This is a genomic window from Rhizobium sp. P40RR-XXII, assembly GCF_012641405.1.
Taxonomy (GTDB): Bacteria; Pseudomonadota; Alphaproteobacteria; order Rhizobiales; family Rhizobiaceae; genus Rhizobium.
Genome location: NZ_JABAII010000012.1, coordinates 163,998 through 183,370, shown reverse-complemented (window position 1 = coordinate 183,370; position 19,373 = coordinate 163,998). Strand labels below are relative to the sequence as shown.

The 19,373-nt window shown below is 61.2% G+C and carries 14 protein-coding genes; 6 read left to right on the top strand and 8 right to left on the bottom strand.

The features are described 5' to 3' along the window. Nucleotides 1–29: 29 nt before the first annotated feature. A complete protein-coding gene (gene aspS / locus HGP16_RS22330) occupies nt 30–1,820 on the bottom strand; it encodes an aspartate--tRNA ligase (RefSeq protein WP_168842173.1) in 1,791 nt (596 codons plus the stop codon). A gap of 264 nt (nt 1,821–2,084) precedes the next feature. On the opposite strand from aspS, the gene HGP16_RS22325 reads away from it, so the two are divergent. The 4 genes from HGP16_RS22325 (at nt 2,085) to HGP16_RS22310 (ending at nt 7,557) form a co-directional block, all read left to right on the top strand. Further along, nucleotides 2,085–3,476, top strand: coding sequence for a multicopper oxidase family protein (locus tag HGP16_RS22325; protein ID WP_168842172.1), 1,392 nt, complete (start codon nt 2,085–2,087; stop codon nt 3,474–3,476). A gap of 171 nt (nt 3,477–3,647) precedes the next feature. Further along, nucleotides 3,648–4,793, top strand: coding sequence for a ribonuclease D (rnd, locus tag HGP16_RS22320; protein WP_168842171.1), 1,146 nt, complete (start codon nt 3,648–3,650; stop codon nt 4,791–4,793). Nucleotides 4,794–4,984: 191 nt separating this feature from the next. Further along, complete coding sequence (locus tag HGP16_RS22315; protein ID WP_168842170.1) at nt 4,985–6,037, top strand: adenylate/guanylate cyclase domain-containing protein; 1,053 nt, start codon at nt 4,985–4,987, stop codon at nt 6,035–6,037. Nucleotides 6,038–6,201: 164 nt separating this feature from the next. Beyond that, nucleotides 6,202–7,557, top strand: a complete 1,356-nt coding sequence (locus HGP16_RS22310) for an esterase-like activity of phytase family protein (protein ID WP_168842201.1) — start codon at nt 6,202–6,204, stop codon at nt 7,555–7,557. A gap of 67 nt (nt 7,558–7,624) precedes the next feature. On the opposite strand, the gene ppx is transcribed toward HGP16_RS22310, so the two are convergent. From ppx to HGP16_RS22290, 4 genes are all read right to left on the bottom strand, one after another. After that, nucleotides 7,625–9,145, bottom strand: coding sequence for an exopolyphosphatase (gene ppx / locus HGP16_RS22305; RefSeq protein WP_168842169.1), 1,521 nt, complete (start codon nt 9,143–9,145; stop codon nt 7,625–7,627). An 11-nt stretch (nt 9,146–9,156) separates the two neighbouring features. Next, nucleotides 9,157–11,358: an RNA degradosome polyphosphate kinase gene (locus tag HGP16_RS22300; RefSeq protein WP_168842168.1), complete on the bottom strand. Its 2,202-nt coding sequence runs from the start codon at nt 11,356–11,358 to the stop codon at nt 9,157–9,159. Nucleotides 11,359–11,433: 75 nt separating this feature from the next. After that, nucleotides 11,434–12,147, bottom strand: a complete 714-nt coding sequence (hdaA, locus tag HGP16_RS22295) for a DnaA regulatory inactivator HdaA (protein ID WP_168842167.1) — start codon at nt 12,145–12,147, stop codon at nt 11,434–11,436. 2 nt (nt 12,148–12,149) lie between these two features. Next, nucleotides 12,150–13,280 carry an AI-2E family transporter gene (locus HGP16_RS22290; RefSeq protein ID WP_168842200.1) on the bottom strand — a complete coding sequence of 377 codons (1,131 nt, stop codon included), beginning with the start codon at nt 13,278–13,280 and terminating at the stop codon, nt 12,150–12,152. Nucleotides 13,281–13,502: 222 nt separating this feature from the next. Between HGP16_RS22290 and purM the strand changes: the two genes are divergently transcribed. Together purM and purN are read left to right on the top strand one after the other, a co-directional pair. Next, a complete protein-coding gene (gene purM, locus HGP16_RS22285; RefSeq protein WP_168842166.1) occupies nt 13,503–14,576 on the top strand; it encodes a phosphoribosylformylglycinamidine cyclo-ligase in 1,074 nt (357 codons plus the stop codon). After that, complete coding sequence (gene purN, locus HGP16_RS22280; protein ID WP_168842165.1) at nt 14,573–15,244, top strand: phosphoribosylglycinamide formyltransferase; 672 nt, start codon at nt 14,573–14,575, stop codon at nt 15,242–15,244. The genes purM and purN overlap by 4 nt, the downstream gene beginning before the upstream one ends. Nucleotides 15,245–15,298: 54 nt before the next feature. Here purN and HGP16_RS22275 read toward each other — a convergent pair whose 3' ends face one another. The 3 genes from HGP16_RS22275 to HGP16_RS22265 form a co-directional block, all read right to left on the bottom strand. Continuing rightward, nucleotides 15,299–16,468, bottom strand: coding sequence for an alpha-D-ribose 1-methylphosphonate 5-triphosphate diphosphatase (locus HGP16_RS22275; RefSeq protein ID WP_168842164.1), 1,170 nt, complete (start codon nt 16,466–16,468; stop codon nt 15,299–15,301). 146 nt (nt 16,469–16,614) lie between these two features. Next, a complete protein-coding gene (locus HGP16_RS22270; protein WP_168842163.1) occupies nt 16,615–17,208 on the bottom strand; it encodes an NUDIX domain-containing protein in 594 nt (197 codons plus the stop codon). Then, nucleotides 17,205–19,328, bottom strand: coding sequence for a molybdopterin-dependent oxidoreductase (locus HGP16_RS22265; protein ID WP_246703508.1), 2,124 nt, complete (start codon nt 19,326–19,328; stop codon nt 17,205–17,207). The genes HGP16_RS22270 and HGP16_RS22265 overlap by 4 nt, the downstream gene beginning before the upstream one ends. Nucleotides 19,329–19,373 lie beyond the last annotated feature (45 nt).

The following is a 19,373-nucleotide window of genomic DNA, read 5'->3' as shown; positions in this document are numbered from 1 at the left end:
GTTTTGTATTTCATCAAACTTGAAGGAGCTCAGTCCTTCTTGACCGGCGGTACCGGACGGATGGCCAGTTCGCGCAGCTGCGTCGGCGTTGCGGCCGAGGGAGCGCCCATCAACAGATCCTGTGCCTGCTGGTTCATCGGGAACAGCGAAATCTCGCGCAGGTTCTTGGCACCGACCAGCAGCATGACGATACGGTCGATACCGAAGGCAGCACCACCATGCGGAGGCGCGCCATACTGGAAGGCGCGGTAGAGACCGCCGAAACGCTCCTCGACATCCGCCTGGCTGAGGCCGACCTTTTCGAAAGCGGCGACCATGGTTTCCGGCGACTGGTTACGGATCGAGCCCGAAGCAATCTCGAAGCCGTTGCAGACGGCGTCGTATTGGAAAGCCTTGATTGTGAGCGGATCCTGGTTCTGCAGCGCCTCGAGGCCACCTTGCGGCATCGAGAACGGGTTGTGCGCAAAATCGACCTTCTTTTCTTCCTCGCTCCATTCGAAGAACGGGAAGTCGACGATCCAGCAAAGCTCGAAGCGATCGCGGTCGACCAGGTTCAGCTCCTCGCCGGCCCTGGTGCGGGCTTCGCCGGCAAACTTGTAGAATTTGGCGGGATCGCCGGCGACGAAGAAGCAGGCATCGCCGTCATCGAGACCGAGCTGGGTGCGGATCGCATCCGTGCGCTCCTCGCCGATGTTCTTGGCAAGCGGGCCGGCGCCTTCGAGCGTCTCGCCCTCCTTGCGCCAGAAGATGTAGCCGAGGCCCGGCTGACCCTGGCTCTGCGCCCAGGCGTTCATGCGGTCGCAGAAAGCTCTGGAGCCGCCGGTCTTGGCCGGAATCGCCCAGACCTGAACCTTCGGGTTCGAGGCGATCATGTTGGCGAAGACCTTGAAGCCGGAGCCGGCGAAATGGTCGGTTACCGCTTCCATGACGATCGGGTTGCGCAGGTCGGGCTTGTCGGAGCCGTATTTGCGGATCGCCTCGTCATAGGGAATGCGCGGCCATTCCTTGGTGACCGGCTTGCCGTCGGCGAACTCTTCGAACACCTGGGTCATCAGAGGGGCCATCGTGTCCCACACGTCTTCCTGCGTCACGAAGCTCATTTCGAGGTCGAGCTGGTAGAATTCGCCCGGCAGACGGTCGGCACGCGGGTCTTCGTCGCGGAAGCACGGCGCGATCTGGAAGTAACGGTCGAAGCCCGCAACCATCAGGAGCTGCTTATATTGCTGCGGCGCCTGCGGCAGTGCGTAAAACGTGCCGGGATGAATGCGGCTAGGTACCAGGAAGTCGCGTGCGCCTTCCGGCGACGAAGCTGTCAGGATCGGCGTGGTGTATTCGGTGAAGCCCACTTCGCCCATATGACGGCGCATGGAGGAGATAACCTGCGTGCGCTTGACGATGTTCCGATGCAGCGTTTCGCGGCGAAGGTCGAGGAAGCGATACTTGAGACGAACGTCTTCCGGATAGTCCGGCTCGCCGAAAACCGGCAGCGGCAGTTCCTTGGCGGCCGACAGCACTTCGATCTCCTGAGCATAAAGCTCGATCTCGCCGGTCGGCATGTTCTTGTTGACGGTGTCTTCCGTACGAGCCTTCACCAGACCGTCAATGCGGACGACCCATTCGCCGCGAACGGTCTCGGCAAGCTTGAAGGCCGGAGAATCCGGGTCGGCAACGACCTGTGTGATGCCATAGTGATCGCGCAGGTCGATGAACAGCACGCCGCCATGATCTCGGACGCGATGAACCCAGCCGGAAATGCGGACGGTCGAACCGACGTCGGACTTGCGCAGGGCGGCGCATGTGTGGCTGCGATAACGATGCATAATATATATCCTGGACTTGGCGGGCGGCGGCGCAAGGACACGCAGACCCCTCGCCCGCCGACGAGAAAATCGGGCGGAAAAGCGCATGGTGCGCCCGATTTGTCAAGGCTCGAACTCCGGAAGTCGGCTTAAAGCTGCTTCATCCGCCACGCATATCGGCATCCGCAAGTAGCCTCTGCGGCAGTTTGGCTACCCCGATGCTATTGCTGAACATCGAGGTCAACTTTAAACAGGCATCCATAGATCTTCGCCCCGGAGCATGACATGCCGATCCTCACCCGCCGCAATCTCCTGAAAGCTTCAGCCGTTGCCGGAGCCTATGGCGTTGGTCTCGGCATTGCCGGGAAATTTGCGGGCAAGGCGGCGGCGGCCGAGCCGCTCACGTTGAAGACGGCCAAGATCGAGGCTAATCTGACGAATGGCGGCGCGACCAGGAATGTGCTCACCTATGGCGACAACGGCACGCCGCCGGTCGTGCGCATGAGAAAGGGCGAGGCCTTCGCGACCCGGCTCATCAACGGCATAGACGATCCGACGACCATCCACTGGCACGGCATTCGCCTTCCGAATGCCATGGACGGCGTGCCGTTCCTTACCCAGCCCTATGTCTATACCGGCGATCACTTCGACTACGCCTTCACTCCGCCCGATGCCGGCACCTTCTGGTATCATCCGCATTGCAACACGCTGGAGCAGATGGGCCATGGCATGACCGGCGTCATCGTCGTCGAAAATCCCAAGGATCCGGCGTTCGATTCGGAAGTGGTACTCAATCTGCGCGATTGGCGTCTGGGCGGAGACGGACAGTTCATCGCGCAGTTCCGGCCTCGCGATGCGGCCAAATCCGGCACCTACGGGACGGTCCGGACCGCGAACTGGCAGCAGCAGCCGCAATATGACGCCCCTTCCGGCGGCCTGGTGCGCCTGCGCATCGCGATCACCGACGTCACGCGCATCTATTCCTTCCGCATGGACGGCGCAGAGGCGACCGTGATCGCGATCGACGGCAATCCGGTGCCGCAGCGTTTTCCGCTCGATCTGCTGCAGCTCGGACCGGGACAGCGGCTGGAGCTAGCCGTGCGCATGCCCGACAGAGAAGGCGCAATCGTTAAGCTCGAAGATATCAAGGGCACCGATCCGAAGGTGCTGGCAATGCTGCGCGCGGTCGGCAGCTCGCTGAAGCGCGATGTCCGCGATCTGGCGTCGCTGGAAGACAATCCCGTGCAGAAGGCCGATCTTGGCGTGGCAATACATATCCCGCTCATTCTCAGCGCCACGGCGGAAAATACAGCCGACAACAGCATCTGCGGTTCGCTCGGCTACAGCTTCTGGGCCATTAACAAGGTGCCGTGGCCCGGCGACACTCCCGATCCGACTGCGCCGCTTGCCGAACTCAAGCTCGGCAAGAGCTATGTCATCGACATGGAAAACGTCACCCCGCACAGCCATCCGATCCATCTGCACGGGATGAGCTTCACGGTTCTGTCCTCCTCGACGCGGCAGGTACAGCCATTCGTGTCGGACACCTATCTGATCCAGCCGGATGAAAAGGTTCAGCTCGCTTTCGTCGCCGACAATCCCGGCGACTGGCTGCTGCATTGCCACATCATCGAGCATCAGAAGACGGGCATGACCAGCTACGTGCGTGTGGCATAAGCAGCAACAAACGGCGCTGACACCTATCCGGTTGCGACCGAAGCGCCATTCGCTTCCATTAATTTCAGCCAAAAGCGAAATGCGGCAAAGGCTTTGCTCGCGAAAGTATTGACATATCCGGCTGAAAGGAGAAGGAAGTTAAACAACTATTTTACCGATGAATGTGTTGAGATGATCGAAACTACCGCCCAATTGGAGGCGGCCTGCCAAGAGCTGGCCAAGTCGGAATTTATTACCATCGATACGGAATTCCTGCGAGAAACGACCTTCTGGCCGGAGCTGTGTCTGATACAGATGGCAAGCCCAACGACCGAGGTGCTGGTGGATCCGCTGGCCAAGGGTCTGGATCTCGCGCCGTTTTTCGAGCTGATGGCCAATTCTTCGGTTCTGAAGGTATTCCACGCCGCGCGCCAGGATATCGAAATCATTTTCCATCGCGGCAACCTCATTCCGCATCCGATCTTCGATACGCAGGTGGCGGCGATGGTCTGCGGCTTCGGCGATTCGGTTTCGTACGATCAGCTCGTCAGCCGCATCAAGAGCGTCCATATCGACAAATCCTCGCGATTTACCGATTGGAGCCGGCGTCCCCTCTCGGAAAAGCAGCTGGACTATGCACTGGCCGACGTGACCCATCTGCGAGACGTCTATCTCTCGCTCGATGAGCAACTGAAGCGCGAGGGGCGCGCATCCTGGCTGCAGGAGGAAATGGCAATCCTCGAGGCACGCGAGACCTACGATCTGCATCCCGACGACGCCTGGCAGCGACTGAAGATGCGGCTGCGCAAGCCGCAGGAACTCGCAGTTCTGAAATATGTGGCCGCATGGCGCGAACGTGAGGCGCGTGCCCGCAACGTGCCGCGCGCCCGCGTGCTGAAGGATGACGCGATCTATGAGATCGCCCAGCAGCAGCCAAAGGACAGCGAGGCGCTGGCGCGGCTGCGCACCATCCCCAAGGGCTGGGAGCGTTCGGCCGCCGGTGCGGCTGTGCTCGAGGCGATCAATGCGGCGCTGGCATTGCCGAAATCGGACATGCCGCATCCGCCGCGCCATCAGCAGGCCCCGGAAGGCACCGCCGCCGCCTCGGAACTGCTGAAAGTGCTGCTGAAGCTCATCGCCGAAAAGCATGGCGTCGCACCGAAAGTGATCGCCAACAGCGACGATCTCGACAAGATCGCCGCCGAAGGAGAGAAAGCCGATGTGGCGGCCTTGACCGGCTGGCGGCGCGATCTTTTCGGCGAGACGGCCCTGCAGCTGATCCAGGGCCAGGTGGCTCTGCGCTTCGTCGGCAAGCGGATCGAGACCGTCACCCTCTAGCGGCGACATTATCCTTCCCCAATCCCTTGCAATTGCGTATGATTCGCGGAGCGTTACGGCGGCTGCAATCACGATTGCGCCGCAAATCTCGTGGAATGAACGTCTGATGTAATCGTTCTATTCGATGACGTTCCGGTTTGCCGACGCAATTCCGCGTCGATGACAGGCGTCGCTTCTCGGCGGAAAAATGAATGGGCGTTCTCCATTCGATACGCAACTGGATCCTGATATCGCTGCTTGTCGCCTCGACCGGCGTGATCTACGGCAAGATATTCTTCCCGCAATCGCCAATGTATATCGGCGCGATCTTCGCCGTGTTCTGCGGCATGCCGCTGCTCGCCTTTGAACGCCGCATGATCCTGCCGCGGCTAAACGTCTGGATGCATCGCCTGCCGACGCCTGCCTTTATTCTTTCGGCTCTCATCGTCGATTTCATCCTGATGAGCGTCGGCTATGCCATGGCGGGCAGTCTTTTGAAATTGCTAGGCCTGGTCGAAGCGTCATGGAAAGACGTGACGGTACTGAAGATAGACGTCTACATCTATGCCGTTCTGGTGACCGCCGTCATCATCTTCATCGGCCGCGTGCGGGAACTGCTCGGCCGCGACGTCTTCCTCAGCCTGCTGACCGGCCGATACCGCAATCCGGTGCAGGAGGAACGCGTCTTTCTGTTCATCGATCTCGTCGGCTCCACTGCCTTTGCGGAAGAGCACGGCGACCTCAAGACACAGGAATTCCTGGGCGCAGTGTTCGGCGCCATAGCGGAGCCCGTACGGCGGCACAAGGGCGCGATCGACGATTATATCGGTGATGCCGCCATCATCACCTGGCCGCTTCGCCGCGGCGTGAAGAATGCCAATTGCGTGCGCTGCGTCTTTAATATCCTCGACGATATCGAAAAGAACGCCGAGACGTGGCTGAAATCCTATGGCAGGGTGCCGCGTCTGCGCGCCGCTTTGCATGGCGGCAGCATCGTGACGGGCGAAATCGGCGTCGACCATCACAAGATCGCCTATTTCGGCGACACGGTGAATACCACCGCAAGGCTGGAATCGCTCTGCAAGACGCTGGAACGCCAGGTGCTGATTTCGAGCGATCTTGCCAGACAGCTCGAGCTGCCCGAGGCGATCATCAAGGAAGAGCTCGGCGAGCATGCCGTTCGCGGCCGCGATCAGCCTCTCGGCGTGATCGCGCTTCATACGCAGAGCCGAGAAGTTCTCAAGACGGTCCGCGGCAGATTGTAAGCAATGCAAAATACTGGCTGCATTTTCAGATCGATGCTCGTCTGAGCTTCACACCTTATAGGTTGTCCACAGTCACCAAATCTTCACCTGAGCGTTAATTCGCCGACATGGCTCGCCTGCTAAGCCGGATCGTTTTCGCCACTCCTCGCCAACAAGGTGACATGATGACCCGAATCCTTTCCGCCTCCACGGCACTCTTCCTTCTGCTTGCCGCCTCGGCCCAGGCCGAGCAGCAATTCAAGGCAAAGCTCGTGGGACAGGCCATCCTCCCGGCCAACACGATCGCCGACGCGCCTGCGGACGCGCCCGACTTCCTGAAGACATCCGGCAAGTTCACCACGCCGGACCGCAAGCGCACTGATGCGCCCGGCACGGTGCCCGGCAAGGACGGCGCCCGTGTCACCGACCTGAAGCTGCCCTTCGCCGGTCAGCCGATCCAGGGCTTTTCCGGCATCAAGACCATGCCGGACGGAACCTTCTGGACGCTCTCCGACAATGGCTTCGGCTCCAAGCAGAACTCCTCGGATGCGATGCTCTTCCTGCATCAGCTCAAGTTCAACTGGGATAGCGGCAAGGTCGAGGTCGTCAAGAACCTGTTCCTCTCCGATCCGAACAAGAAGGCCCCCTTCCCGATCGTTCTCGAAGGCGCCGAAAAGCGCTACCTGACCGGTGCCGATTTCGATATCGAATCGATCCAGCCGGTTGCCGACGGCTTCTGGATCGGCGACGAATTCGGGCCTTATCTTTTGAAGTTCGATACGAACGGCCAGCTGACCGACGTCTTCGCGACGGCGCTCGACGGCAAGCCGGTCATGTCTCCCGACAATGCCCTGCTGCAGCTGCCCGGCAACCCCACGCAGAAGATGCCGGCCTTCAACCTGAAGCGCTCGGGCGGCTTCGAGGGCCTTGCCATGTCGAAGGACGGCTCCAAGCTCTATGGTCTGCTGGAAGGTCCGATCTACAAGGATGACGGCCAGATGGAGAGCGTCGACGGCAAGACGGCCATCCGCGTCATCGAATTCAACGTCGCCTCCAAGAGCTGGACCGGCCGCAGCTGGCTCTATCCTTTCGCGGACAAGGGCGTCTCGATCGGCGACTTCAACATGCTCGACGAAACGACGGCCTTGGTCATCGAACGCGACAACGGCGCCGGCACGAAGGACAAGGCTTGCGCCGATCCCAAGCAGCCGAAGCCGGATTGCTTCGAGGCCCCGGCCGAGCTGAAGCGCGTCTACAAGATCGAGTTCAGCGATGCCAATGTCGGCAAATCCGTTCGCAAGATCGGCTACATCGACCTGCTGCGCATCGAAGATCCCGATCACAAGCGCCGCCAGGGCGGCGGCGAAGGCTTCTACAACATGCCGTTCGTCACCATCGAGAATGTCGACCGCGTCGATGCCACGCATATCATCATCGGCAACGACAACAACCTGCCCTTCTCGGCGGGCCGCGCCGTCGACAAGGCCGACGACAACGAATTCAGCCTTCTCGAAGTCGGTGATTTCCTGAACGCGAAGTGAGCCGCGACAAAATCGCCTCTCCCTGCCATGCGGGGAGAGGCTTCAGACCTATTGGAAACAGCCAGATTTATTCAAAGCAGAAGGCCAGCCGGCGGTTCGTCAGCTTGCCGAGCTGCTGCAGGCGCCCGTCCAGCCTCTCGCCGGCAAAATCGTGATATTCTGCGGGAACGACGAATTCGAGATCCAAATCTGGATTTGTCGAGCGGCGGAACGACAGGTTGCGCACGATACCGGGCATCGACGCCGAGAAGAGGTAGACGACACGCAGCAAGCCACCGAGCAGCTTGGCCCGCTCAAGGTAGAGTGGGGTGGCGATCGTCGCCAGCGGTTCTGTCTCCCCGTCGTCGTTCAATCCTTCGAAACGATAGTAATTGGCAAGCGCAATGAAGGCGCGGCCGGCATGGGTGATGCCGACGAAGGATGTATGGGCGATGATGTTCAATGCCTGCAAGCCGCGATAATCCGGATGCGCGCGCCAGCTGATATCGGCGAGCAGGCATGCGGCCTGGCGATAGCGGCTTTCCTCATCGGTTTCGGTGATCCCGAAGAACGGCATCATCCGCCCGGTCCAATCGGCCAGTTCACGGGCATGCTCCGGCGAGCGGGCACGCAGGATGGCTAGCTCACCGGCGGCGACGAGCAGCGGATCGCTGTTACGCTCCGCTTCGGTCAGCAGCGAGTAGAGATAGCCCTCGCGAACGCCCTGTGCGGAAAAGGAGATAACCGATGGCTTCATGGCCGTCAGCACTTCGCGCATGGCGACTGCGCCGAAGGGCAGCAGCGAACGGCGATGCTTGGAAACCGCCTGCAACGCCGGGTCCTTTGAATCCTTCGATTCGACGATCTGATCCAGGAAGCGCAGCATCTCGTCGAGCTGCACTTCATAACCCTGCATCATATGCAGCGGATATTTGCGGATTTCCATGTGCAGCTTGGCGACGTTTCGCCATGTGCCGCCGACCGCATAGAACGTCCGGCCTTCGCCCTTGCTCAACAGCTTTGCCGTCTTGACATGCTTGCGCGCGAAGCTACGTGCCTTTTCGATCGAGCCGCCGGCATATTCGGAAAGGCGCAGGCCACCGAGCGGCAGCGTAATGCCCTTGCCGATGTCCCGGTCCTTGATGTCGATCAGTTCCAGCGAGCCGCCGCCGAGATCGCCGGCGATCCCGTCCGGATGAAAGAAGCCGCTGACGATGCCGAGCGCGGAGAAGCGCGCCTCTTCCTCGCCGGACAGCACGCGCACCTTGCGCTGCAGGATGGCCTCGGCCTGATGAATGAAATGCGGGCCATTGCTGGCCTCGCGCGCTGCGGCTGTCGCCAGCACATAGATGGTGGAGGCGCGCGCCTGATCGGAGAGCGCCTTGAAGCGATGCAGCGCGGCCAGCGCCCGCGCCACGCTTTCCTCGTCCATCTTTCCGGTCAGCGCTATGCCCTTGCCGAGGCCGCATAGCACTTTCTCGTTGAAAAGGATGGTCGGAGACCGCGAATGGCCTTCATAGACGACAAGACGGACCGAGTTCGACCCGATATCGACAACGGAGACAGGGGCGATACCCGGAAGACGCCCCTGGGCTTCTGATTCAACCATGCAGGTCCAATTTATTTGTTGCGGCCCGACAGCAGCCCAGCGATGAGTTTCGGTGCACTGGATTTCAAGGCTTCACCACGGCCCGACAGGCTGGGATTGGTCATGAAATACTGCTGCGCATTAAATGGCTCTTTTCCCTGGCGCACTTCTATGCGCCGTGAAGTCCCGTCCGGCAATATCTCGTAGCTTTGCTGATTGTCAATGATATTGCCCAGCATGATCTGTGAAAGCACCTGTTCGTGCACGGTCTTGTTGGTGAGCGGGACAAGGGTTTCGACGCGGCGGTCAAGGTTTCTCGGCATCATGTCCGCAGAGCCGATATAGACCAGCGCCTTGTCGGACGGCAGACCCTGGCCATTGCCGAAACAGAAGATGCGGCTGTGCTCAAGGAAGCGGCCGATGATGGACTTGACCCGGATCTTTTCCGAAAGACCTGATACTTGCGGACGCAGGCAGCAGATGCCGCGCACGACAAGATCGATTTCGACGCCGGCGTTGCTGGCGCGATAGAGGGCGTCGATGATGTCGGGATCAACAAGCGAGTTCATCTTCATCCAGATCGCCGCCGGGTGGCCGCTCTTGGCGAACTCGATCTCTCCCTCGATATGCTCGAGGATGCGAGTGCGGAGCGTGTAGGGCGAAACCGCGATCTTCATGTCGTGCTCCGGCTCACCATAGCCGGTGATGAAGTTGAAGATGTTCGCCATGTCGTGGGCGATCTTCGGATCGCAGGTGAAATAGGACAGGTCAGTATAGATCTTCGCGGTGACCGGATGGTAGTTGCCGGTGCCGAGGTGGCAATAGGTGCGCAGCTTGGCGTCTTCACGGCGCACGACCATCGACATCTTCGAATGAGTCTTGAGCTCGATGAAGCCGAAGACGACCTGTACGCCGGCGCGCTCCAGATCGCGCGCCCAGCGAATGTTCGCCTCTTCGTCGAAACGGGCCTTCAGCTCCACCAGAGCCGTGACCGATTTGCCGAGATCGGCCGCGTCGATCAGCGCGCGCACGATCGGGCTGTCGTTCGACGTACGATAGAGCGTCTGCTTTATCGCCAGAACGTCAGGATCGCGCGCAGCCTGGAGAAGGAACTGGACCACCACGTCGAAGGATTCGTAGGGGTGGTGGACGACCATGTCCTTTTCGCGGATGGCGGCGAAACAATCGCCGGCATGTTCGCGGACGCGCTCAGGAAATCGGGCATTGTAGGGCTCGAAGCGAAGGTCGTCCCGCGGGGCCTTACAGATTTCCGAGAGCGTGTTGAGCGCGAGCAGGCCGGGCAGAACCGCGATGCGGTTTTCCGGAACGTTCAGCGAGTCCACCACGAACTGGCGAAGCTCCAGCGGCATTTCGGAATCGGTCTCGATGCGGATCACGGAACCGCGGCGGCGGCGCTTCAGCGCGGTTTCGAAGAAGCGCACCAGGTCTTCGGCCTCTTCCTCGACTTCAATATCGCTGTCGCGGATGATACGGAACGTACCCGAACCCTGCACTTCGTAGCCGGGATAGAGCCGATGAATGAAGATGTTCACCACATCTTCCAGCGTGATGTAGCGGATGACGTTGCTTGCATCCGGCAGGCGCACGAAGCGATCCAGCGCCGGCGGCAGACGCAGCAGCGCCGTCATGGGTTCGCGGCCGTTCATGCTCTTAAGCTGCAGCGCGATCGAGAAGCCGAGGTTCGGGATGAACGGGAAAGGATGCGCCGGGTCGATGGAGAGCGGCGTCAGGACGGGAAAAATCGCCTGTTCGAATTCGGTATGGAGCCACTGGCGATCGGCATCGGAAAGGGCCGCCGGGCGGACGATCAGAATATCTTCCTTGGCGAGATATTGCTGCAGGACGGCGAGCGAGGCTTGCTGCTCCATCTGCAGGTTGTCGATCTCGCGCAGGATGTCGTCGAGCTGCTCGGCTGGTGTCTTGCCGTCGGGCGTGCGCACCAGGATCTTCTGGCGAACCTGGCCTTCGAGGCCGGCGACGCGCACCATGAAGAATTCATCCAGGTTGGCGGCGGAGATGGACAGAAAACGAACGCGCTCCAGCAGCGGATGGACGGTGTTCAACGTTTCTTCTAGGACGCGACGATTGAACTGCAGCCAGGAAAATTCGCGGTTGATGAAGCGCTCGGGGCTAGTCAGCAGCTCGCTGACGGGAAGTGCGGCCTCTGGGGCTTCCTGGTTGGCGTCCTGATGTTCCGTGAGTGCCGAGTCCATGTTCCACCTACCCTCTTTCCAATCTTGTGCCACGTATATCAGTTTGACGACGGAACTGTGACAGTCGGCATCCGCTCAATCCGGCTGGCCGGAATTGCCCAGTTCATTCAAGACCTCAGCGGCCAACACTCGCGTGATCCTTGTGCCTCGCCCAAGTGCCAGCCGGTCCAGCCTGTCGACGATCATCTGCGCTGCGTTCAAGGAACGCTCCATGCGATTAACGATATAAAGGACGAGTTTGTCATCGATATAAAGCTGCCGGTCGGCGAAGAGCTTGACGATCACCTGCGACAGCAATTCCTCGTCCGGCTCGCCGATCTCGACAACCGTTGCCGCCTTCAGGCGGGAGCGCAGATCAGGCAGCGTCACCGGCCAGGACATCGGCCAGAGCCGGCTTGTCATCAGAAGACTGGTGCCGTTTTCGCGAACGCTGTTGATGACATGAAAGAGCGCTGTATCGTCAAAGCCGAGGCGATCCACATCCTCGAAGATAACAGGACCGTTCGAGGCCGCGACCGCGGCATCGGAACCTGCGACGGGGTGGATGTGGACGGCGCCGCACCGCTCGCTCCAGATGCTGGCGAGATGCGATTTACCCGAGCCGACGGGACCGGCCAGGACAACCACCGGCGATGGCCAATTCGGCCAGGAATCGACGATCCTCACCGCCGCGCTCAACGGATCGGCGACGAGCAGGTCGTCACGCCCGTTTGCGGGATCGTGCGTAAAGGCCAAGGCCAGCTGTTCGGCGGCCTTGCGCCTCAGATCAGCGTTCTTTGCGTCGGTCATGTCTAGCTGTTCTCGGGCTTGCCGGCCTTGGCTCTGCGCGCCTTGCCCGCTTCCGAGCGTCCGTAATAAAGATCACTCTGAAGGTACCGCGAAAGGGCGAAGCGAACAAGGACGCCGCAAGCGGCAGCCGCCGGGACCGCAATCAACAGGCCGACGAAGCCGAAGAGCGCGCCGAAGGCAAAAAGGGCGAACATCAGCCAGACCGGATGCAGGCCGACGCTTTCGCCGACGAGTTTCGGCTGCAAGACGTTGCCTTCGAGGAACTGGCCGGTGAAGAAGACGGCGAGCGTCAGACCGACCCAGAGATAATCGGGCCAGAACTGAACCAGCGCGACGCCGACCGCCAAGATGAGGCCGACCAGCGAGCCGACATAGGGAATGAAGCTGATCATGCCGGCGAAGAGGCCGATCAGCAGGCCGAAGTTCAGGCCGACCAGCGACAGGCCGACGCCGTAATAGACGCCGAGAATGATGCAGAGCGAGCCCTGCCCCCGGATGAAGCCGGCGATCGCCTGATCGATCTCCCGGGCGATCTGGCGGACGGTGGCGACATGATCGCGCGGCGTCCAGTCGTCCACCTTGGCGATCATACGATCCCAATCGAGCAGGATGTAGAAGGCGACGACCGGCGTGACGACCATCAGCGAGATGATATTGACCAGCGCCTTGCCGGAGCTCCAGATCTGCGCGAACAGCCCGCCGACGAAGCTCAGCCCGTCGGACATGATGCTGGAGAAATTATCCTTGATGGCGCCCAGCTGATTGCGGATCCAGTCCGGCAGCACCATCGTCTGCGCCTTGGCGACCAGCTGCTGCGCTTGCTGCACATAGGTCGGTATGTGTTGAATGAAATCGTTGAACTGGTTGATGATGATCGGAATGACGATCGTCAGCGCCAGCGCGAAGATCAGCACGAAGGAAACGAGGATGACCACTGTCGCCATCAGGCGGCTGAGCCCGATCCGCTCCAGCCGGTCGGCGACCGGATCGAGGAAATAGGCGACCGCCATGCCGGCGATGAAGGGCAGCAGGATCGTGCTGAAGATGTAGACGAAGCCGATGAAGACGACGAGCACGATCACCCAGAACGTGACTTGGCGCTTGAGGCTCGCCCCGCTGACCTTTTGCTCCATCATCTTCCCCGTTGCTTCCAGCCCGTTTGCCGTGTGCTTAGGACATAGGATGATGCCGCATTTATGGTCAAGCCTGGGGCCGGAAATCTGCCTCGGGCAATGGGAAGCGGGGAAAATCGAAGGGTTTGCGGCGCTTGCGCCTTGCATAAAGGCCCCTATCATGCAATGGCGACGCCATCAAAGCCCTGTCATAATGGACAGGCGGCCATCGGAGGCGGAAGCATGAGCCAGTCTGGAAAAAACGGTCTGACCTATAGCGACGCGGGCGTCGATATCGACGCCGGCAACCTGCTGGTCGAAAAGATCAAGCCTGCCGTCCGTTCGACGCGCCGGCCCGGCGCCGACGGCGAGATCGGCGGCTTTGGCGGCCTCTTCGACCTCAAGGCCGCGGGCTTTACCGATCCGGTGCTGGTTGCTGCCAATGACGGCGTCGGCACCAAGCTGAAGATCGCGATCGACGCCAATTATCATGACACCGTCGGGATAGACCTCGTGGCCATGTGCGTGAACGATCTGGTCGTCCAGGGCGCCGAGCCGCTGTTCTTCCTCGATTACTTCGCCACCGGCAAGCTCGACCCCGACCAGGGTGCGGCGATCGTCGGCGGTATTGCTGCCGGCTGCCGCGAGGCGGGCTGTGCGCTGATCGGTGGCGAGACGGCGGAAATGCCGGGCATGTATTCCGACGGCGATTACGACCTGGCGGGTTTTGCCGTCGGTGCCGCCGAGCGTGGCCAGCTGCTGCCCTCGGGCGATATTGCCGAAGGCGACGTCATTCTCGGCCTCGCCTCCTCCGGCGTTCACTCCAACGGCTTTTCGCTGGTGCGCAAGATCGTCGAGCTTTCCGGCCTCGGCTGGGATGCACCGGCCCCCTTCGCCGAGGGCAAGGCGCTCGGCGAAGCGCTGCTGACGCCGACGCGCATCTATGTGAAGCCGCTGCTCAAGGCTATCCGCGAAACGCATGCCCTCAAGGCTCTTGCCCACATCACCGGCGGTGGCTTCCCCGAGAACATTCCGCGCGTGCTGCCGAAGCACCTCGCCGCCGAAATCGATCTTGCCGCCGTCACGGTGCCGCCGGTCTTCTCCTGGCTTGCCAAGGTTGGCGGCGTCGAGGCCAAGGAAATGCTGCGCACCTTCAACTGCGGTGTCGGCATGATCGTCGTCGTCGCCCAAGAAAACGTCGAGGCCGTGAGGGCCGCACTTGAGGCGGAAGGCGAAGCAGTCGTTACGCTCGGCCGCATGATCGCTCGCGAAGAAGGCGCGCACGGCACCGTCTACAAGGGCACTCTGGCTCTATGACCACGCCGCGCAAACGCGTCGTCGTCTTCATCTCCGGCGGCGGCTCCAACATGCTGGCTCTGCTGAAAGCCACGAAAACGCCCGACTATCCGGCCGAGATCGTCGGCGTCATCTCCGACAAGGCGGATGCCGGCGGCCTGGCAAAGGCTGCCGCCGAGGGGGCTGCGACCTTCGCTTTCGTGCGCAAGGAGTTTGTAAGCAAGGAAGCCCATGAAGAGGCAATCCTTTCGCAGCTGGAAGCCCTTTCGCCCGACATCATCTGCCTTGCCGGCTATATGCGGCTGCTCTCCGGCCGCTTCATTCAGGCTTACGAGGGCCGGATCATCAATATCCATCCGTCGCTGCTACCGCTTTTCCCCGGCCTGCATACGCATCAGCGCGCCATCGACGCCGGTATGCGCATTGCCGGCTGCACCGTGCATTTCGTCACCGAAGGCATGGACGATGGCCCGGTCGTCGGCCAGGCCGCCGTGCCCGTACTAACAGGCGATACCGCCGATAGCCTTGCCGCTCGCGTGCTCACGGTCGAGCACCAGATCTATCCGCAATCGCTGCGGCTGCTGGCGGAAGGCAGGGTCAGGATGGAAGCTGGCCGGGCCGTCAGCCTTGCCAGCACGCCTGTCATCCATGGACGGCAGGTTGTGTCACTGCTTGGTGATGCAGGTTAAATAGGGAATTCCGGCGCCAGACGCCCCCTCAACTTGCGCCTTCAATCATTTTCCTCAGGCTGCCATTGCCATCAGCGGATGCAGCGTGCCGTCACTATAGACGATGCGGCCGCCGCGAAAGGTGGCGCGGATGCGGTGGACCGAGCCAGGCTCGACGGCCACCAGATCGGCAAGCTGGCCGACGGCGATTTCGCCGCGATCTATCAGACCGGCCGAACGGGCAGCGTTGGACGTTGCCATCGCAACGGCGGCCGGCAGGCCACCACCGACGACATCGGCGATCTTGAAGATCGCCGGCACGAAGGCAGCCGGATGATAGTCGGCCGCGATGATGCCGAGCAGACCGGAGCGAGCCGCATCCAGGGCGCTGAGATTGCCGGACATGGACTGGCCGCGCAGCGCATTCGGCGCGCCCATCAGCGTCCAGAGGCCGCGGCGGCAGGCCTCTTCGGCCGCCGGTCCCGTCACAGGAAACTCGCTGATCGTCACACCGAGTTCATGCATTGCTGCGACCTTTTCGGCGCTGTCGTCGTCATGCGAGGCCAGCGACAGCTTGTGGTTCAGCGAAAGTGCGACCACGTCGTGCAGCTTGCGCTCGATCTCCGGGTCCTGCCGCTGTGCGATACGTTTCGCCACGACTTCCTCGGCCGCTTCGCGCGACATGGAGCGGCGCTCGGACATGCTGCGGATATAGCTTTCGATGTCGTTGTATTGCCCTTGCCCCGGCGTATGATCTGTTAGCGAGACCATGTCGACGGAGCCTTCTTCCAGCAGCTGCTCCAGGGTCGGAGCCGCGCCGAGATTGGTGATTTCGTAGCGGGCATGGACGCGATGATCTATCAGAAGCTCATCGCGCAGGCTGCCGATGCCGCGGATCACCGCCGAGGTGGTTTCGAGCGAGCGGACGTGACCGTAGACGCTCTCGGTCGCAAAGGAGAGGGCCGCAAAGGCGGTGGTGACGCCGGCCGCCGCCAGTTTCTTGTCCAGTTCGTGAATGCCGAAATCGATCGGCATCATCGCATTCGGTCGCGGCGCGATCTCGCGCTCTATCATGTCACAATGCAGGTCGACGAAGCCCGGCATCAGCAAACGGCCGCCGCCATCGAAGGTCGGCTGCTCCACCGGCTCGGAGCGGATTTCGGCAATCACGCCATCCTCGATGCGCACCGCGCCCCTCCCGACGACTTCATTGGGAAGAACGAGCGTGAAATTGCTGAGCCACATCGGCTTTCTCCTGAAACAGCGTCCATGATCGAAGGAGGCGCGGAAACATTCGAATGTTTTCGGGCCGGCACGCCCCGGTAAGCTCGATTCGTGACATTGTGATGAAGGGGGAGCAGAGTTTTCACGAAGCTTCCCCACGCAGCAACCTATTTTAGGCTGGCGACATTCAAAGCCGCCCATTGCAACAGCATGATCGTCTTGGCGTCACAGATATCGCCTCTCTCGATCATCGCAATTGCGTCGGACAGACGAACCTCCAGGACCTCGATGTCCTCATGCTCTTCAGCAAGCCCGCCGCCATCGGCAACGCGATCGGAGATATCGATCACCGCGGCGAAGAAGTGGATGACCTCGGTCGAGGAGCCGGGCGACGTCATCGACTTGAACAGGAAACGGACGTCGCGCACGCGAAAGCCGGTCTCCTCCATGGCTTCGCGGCGGATCGCTGATTCCGGATCGTCGCCATCGAGCAAGCCGGCGGGCACCTCGATCATTCTCTCCGGCAGGCCGACAAGCTGCGACGGCAGGCGATACTGCCGGACCAGAACCACCGTTTCCCGCCTGGGATCATAAAGCAGGATGCAGGCGGCAGGCGTGCGATGATAGACTTCGCGCTTCAGTCGATGCTTTTCGCCCTGCGAATCCGTGTAATCGACTTCAAAAGTGCTGAGCCGCGTCCATTGATCCGCCAGCGTTTTTTCGCTGACGATTTCGGCTTTCGCCTTTTCGAATTTACTCATGCCACGTCCTTGCGAAGCCATACCTTGTTGTCATGGACAGCCGCGCCTCCATAGGGCGCGACGGGATCGGCGCCGGTGAGCACGTTGATGCCCTCGCCGTCGACATGGGCCTTGTTCGGCCAAAGACCTTCGGCAATCAGCACGCCCGGCTTCACTTCCGCCGTCACGCGCGCATGCAGGCGGATATCGCCTCTCATATTGCCGATGTGGACCAGATCGCCATGGATGATATCGAGCTCCTCGGCATCGGCCGGATTGATCATCACCTCGGGACGTCCTTCCTTCTGCCGCGATGTCTTTGTCTCCGCGAAACTCGAATTCAGGAAGTTGCGCGCCGGCGAGGTGGCGAGCCGGAATGGATGCTCTGGATCGGCGACCTCGATGACATCGACCTGATCCGGAAACTCCGGCAGCTCGACATGGGGGCCGAGCAGGCCGATGGCCTCTGGCGGACGGTTCGGCGCCGGCTGGTTGACCCAATCCGGACGGAAGCGGAACTTGCCGTCGGGATGAGCGAAACCGCTGAGAAAATGCGCATCCTCGAAGTCCGGCTGGCGGTCGAACCATTTGTGCTCGAGGAAATAATCGTAATCCGGCAGGCCGCTCCTCGACAGAACGCGATCGATCATCTCGCGGGCCGAGAAGCCGAAGCCGGGACGATCCGCAACGCCGAGGCGCTTGGCGAGCTCTTCGATCACGAAAAGATTGCTGCGCACGGTCGGCGGCGGCTCCACCAGTTTCGGGCCGAGGAGAATGTGATTCTGCCCGCTGGCGCGATAGATGTCGTCATGCTCGACGAACATGGTGGCGGGGATGACGATATCGGCCATCTCGGCTGTATCGGTCATGAATTGCTCGTGCACGGCGACGAAGAGGTCGGAGCGGGCAAAGCCGCGCTTCACCAGCCGCTGTTCCGGCGCGATGTTTACCGGATTGGTGTTCTGGATCAGCATGGCCGTGACCGGGCCGCGGTGGCGAAGCGCTACGGCATCGCCGGTCAAAGCGCGGCCGATCTGTGACTGGTCGATCATGCGGACATCGAGGTCCTTCATGGCGCGGCCGATCAATTCGCTTGCGTCCATGCGGAAGATATCGCTGTTCGAATGAAAGGCGCCGCCGCCCTCATATTGCCAGGAGCCGAGAACGGTGGCGATCGACGCTGCCGCGTGCATGGCGATCGCGCCGTTGCGCTGGCGTGTGAAGCCATAGCCGAGACGGAAGTAGGTTTTCTTGGTTATCCCAACGAGCTTTGCGAAGGCTTCTATCTCGTCGACCGAAAGGCCGGTGATCGCAGCCGCCCATGCCGGGGTCTTCGATTTCAGATGCTCTTCAAGCCCGGCGGGATCGTCGGCATATCTGGCCATATAGGGGCGGTCGGCATAGCCGTCGCGAAAGGCGATGTGCATGACGGCGCAGGCAAGTGCGGCATCCGTGCCCGGCTTGACGATCAGGGCCATGTCGGCCTGCTTCATCGTCGGATTGTCATAGATATCGACGACGACGATCTTGGCGCCGCGTTCCTTGCGGGACTTGATCGCATGGGTCATGACGTTGACCTGGGTTGCCACGGCATTCGTGCCCCAGATGACGACGCAATCCGTACGCCCCATTTCCCGCGGGTCCGGGCCGCGCAGCACGCCCGTCGCCATGGTGAAGCCGGTCCAGGCCGGATTGGTGCAGATCGACGAGAAGAAGCCGGAATAGCGCTTGGCATGGCGCAGCCGCTCGATGGAGTCGCGCTGCACCCAGCCCATCGTGCCGGCATAGAAATAAGGCCAGATCGCCTCGCTGCCATCCCTGGCTTCGGCCTTGACGAAGGCTTCGGCGATTTCGTCGAGCGCATCGTCCCAGGAAATCTCCTGCCAGCGCCCCTCGCCCTTGGCGCCGGCGCAGCGCAGCGGCTTCATCAGCCGATCGGGATGATAGAGCCGCTCGGCGTAGCGTGCGACCTTGGCGCAGATGACGCCGGACGTATAGGAATGATCGTTGGCGCCGCGAACCCGGCCGATCCTGCCGTCTTCAGTCAGATCGACCTCCAGCGCGCAGGTGGAGGGACAGTCATGCGGGCAGGCAGTGTGGCCGACGCGCGATTTGGCTTGGATGGGGGTCGCAATGTTCATGATGTTTGTATATTTCAAGCAATGTCCGGCCACTAGAGACAATCC

Coding starts and splice junctions, on each gene's coding strand:
- ppx (WP_168842169.1), bottom strand. CDS start 9,145: ATGGTTGAATCAGAAGCCCAGGGGCGTCTTCCGGGTATCGCCCCTGTC.
- purM (WP_168842166.1), top strand. CDS start 13,503: ATGAGCCAGTCTGGAAAAAACGGTCTGACCTATAGCGACGCGGGCGTC.
- rnd (WP_168842171.1), top strand. CDS start 3,648: ATGATCGAAACTACCGCCCAATTGGAGGCGGCCTGCCAAGAGCTGGCC.
- HGP16_RS22290 (WP_168842200.1), bottom strand. CDS start 13,280: ATGGAGCAAAAGGTCAGCGGGGCGAGCCTCAAGCGCCAAGTCACGTTC.
- aspS (WP_168842173.1), bottom strand. CDS start 1,820: ATGCATCGTTATCGCAGCCACACATGCGCCGCCCTGCGCAAGTCCGAC.
- HGP16_RS22265 (WP_246703508.1), bottom strand. CDS start 19,328: ATGAACATTGCGACCCCCATCCAAGCCAAATCGCGCGTCGGCCACACT.
- HGP16_RS22270 (WP_168842163.1), bottom strand. CDS start 17,208: ATGAGTAAATTCGAAAAGGCGAAAGCCGAAATCGTCAGCGAAAAAACG.
- HGP16_RS22300 (WP_168842168.1), bottom strand. CDS start 11,358: ATGGACTCGGCACTCACGGAACATCAGGACGCCAACCAGGAAGCCCCA.
- hdaA (WP_168842167.1), bottom strand. CDS start 12,147: ATGACCGACGCAAAGAACGCTGATCTGAGGCGCAAGGCCGCCGAACAG.
- HGP16_RS22310 (WP_168842201.1), top strand. CDS start 6,202: ATGACCCGAATCCTTTCCGCCTCCACGGCACTCTTCCTTCTGCTTGCC.
- HGP16_RS22315 (WP_168842170.1), top strand. CDS start 4,985: ATGGGCGTTCTCCATTCGATACGCAACTGGATCCTGATATCGCTGCTT.
- purN (WP_168842165.1), top strand. CDS start 14,573: ATGACCACGCCGCGCAAACGCGTCGTCGTCTTCATCTCCGGCGGCGGC.
- HGP16_RS22275 (WP_168842164.1), bottom strand. CDS start 16,468: ATGTGGCTCAGCAATTTCACGCTCGTTCTTCCCAATGAAGTCGTCGGG.
- HGP16_RS22325 (WP_168842172.1), top strand. CDS start 2,085: ATGCCGATCCTCACCCGCCGCAATCTCCTGAAAGCTTCAGCCGTTGCC.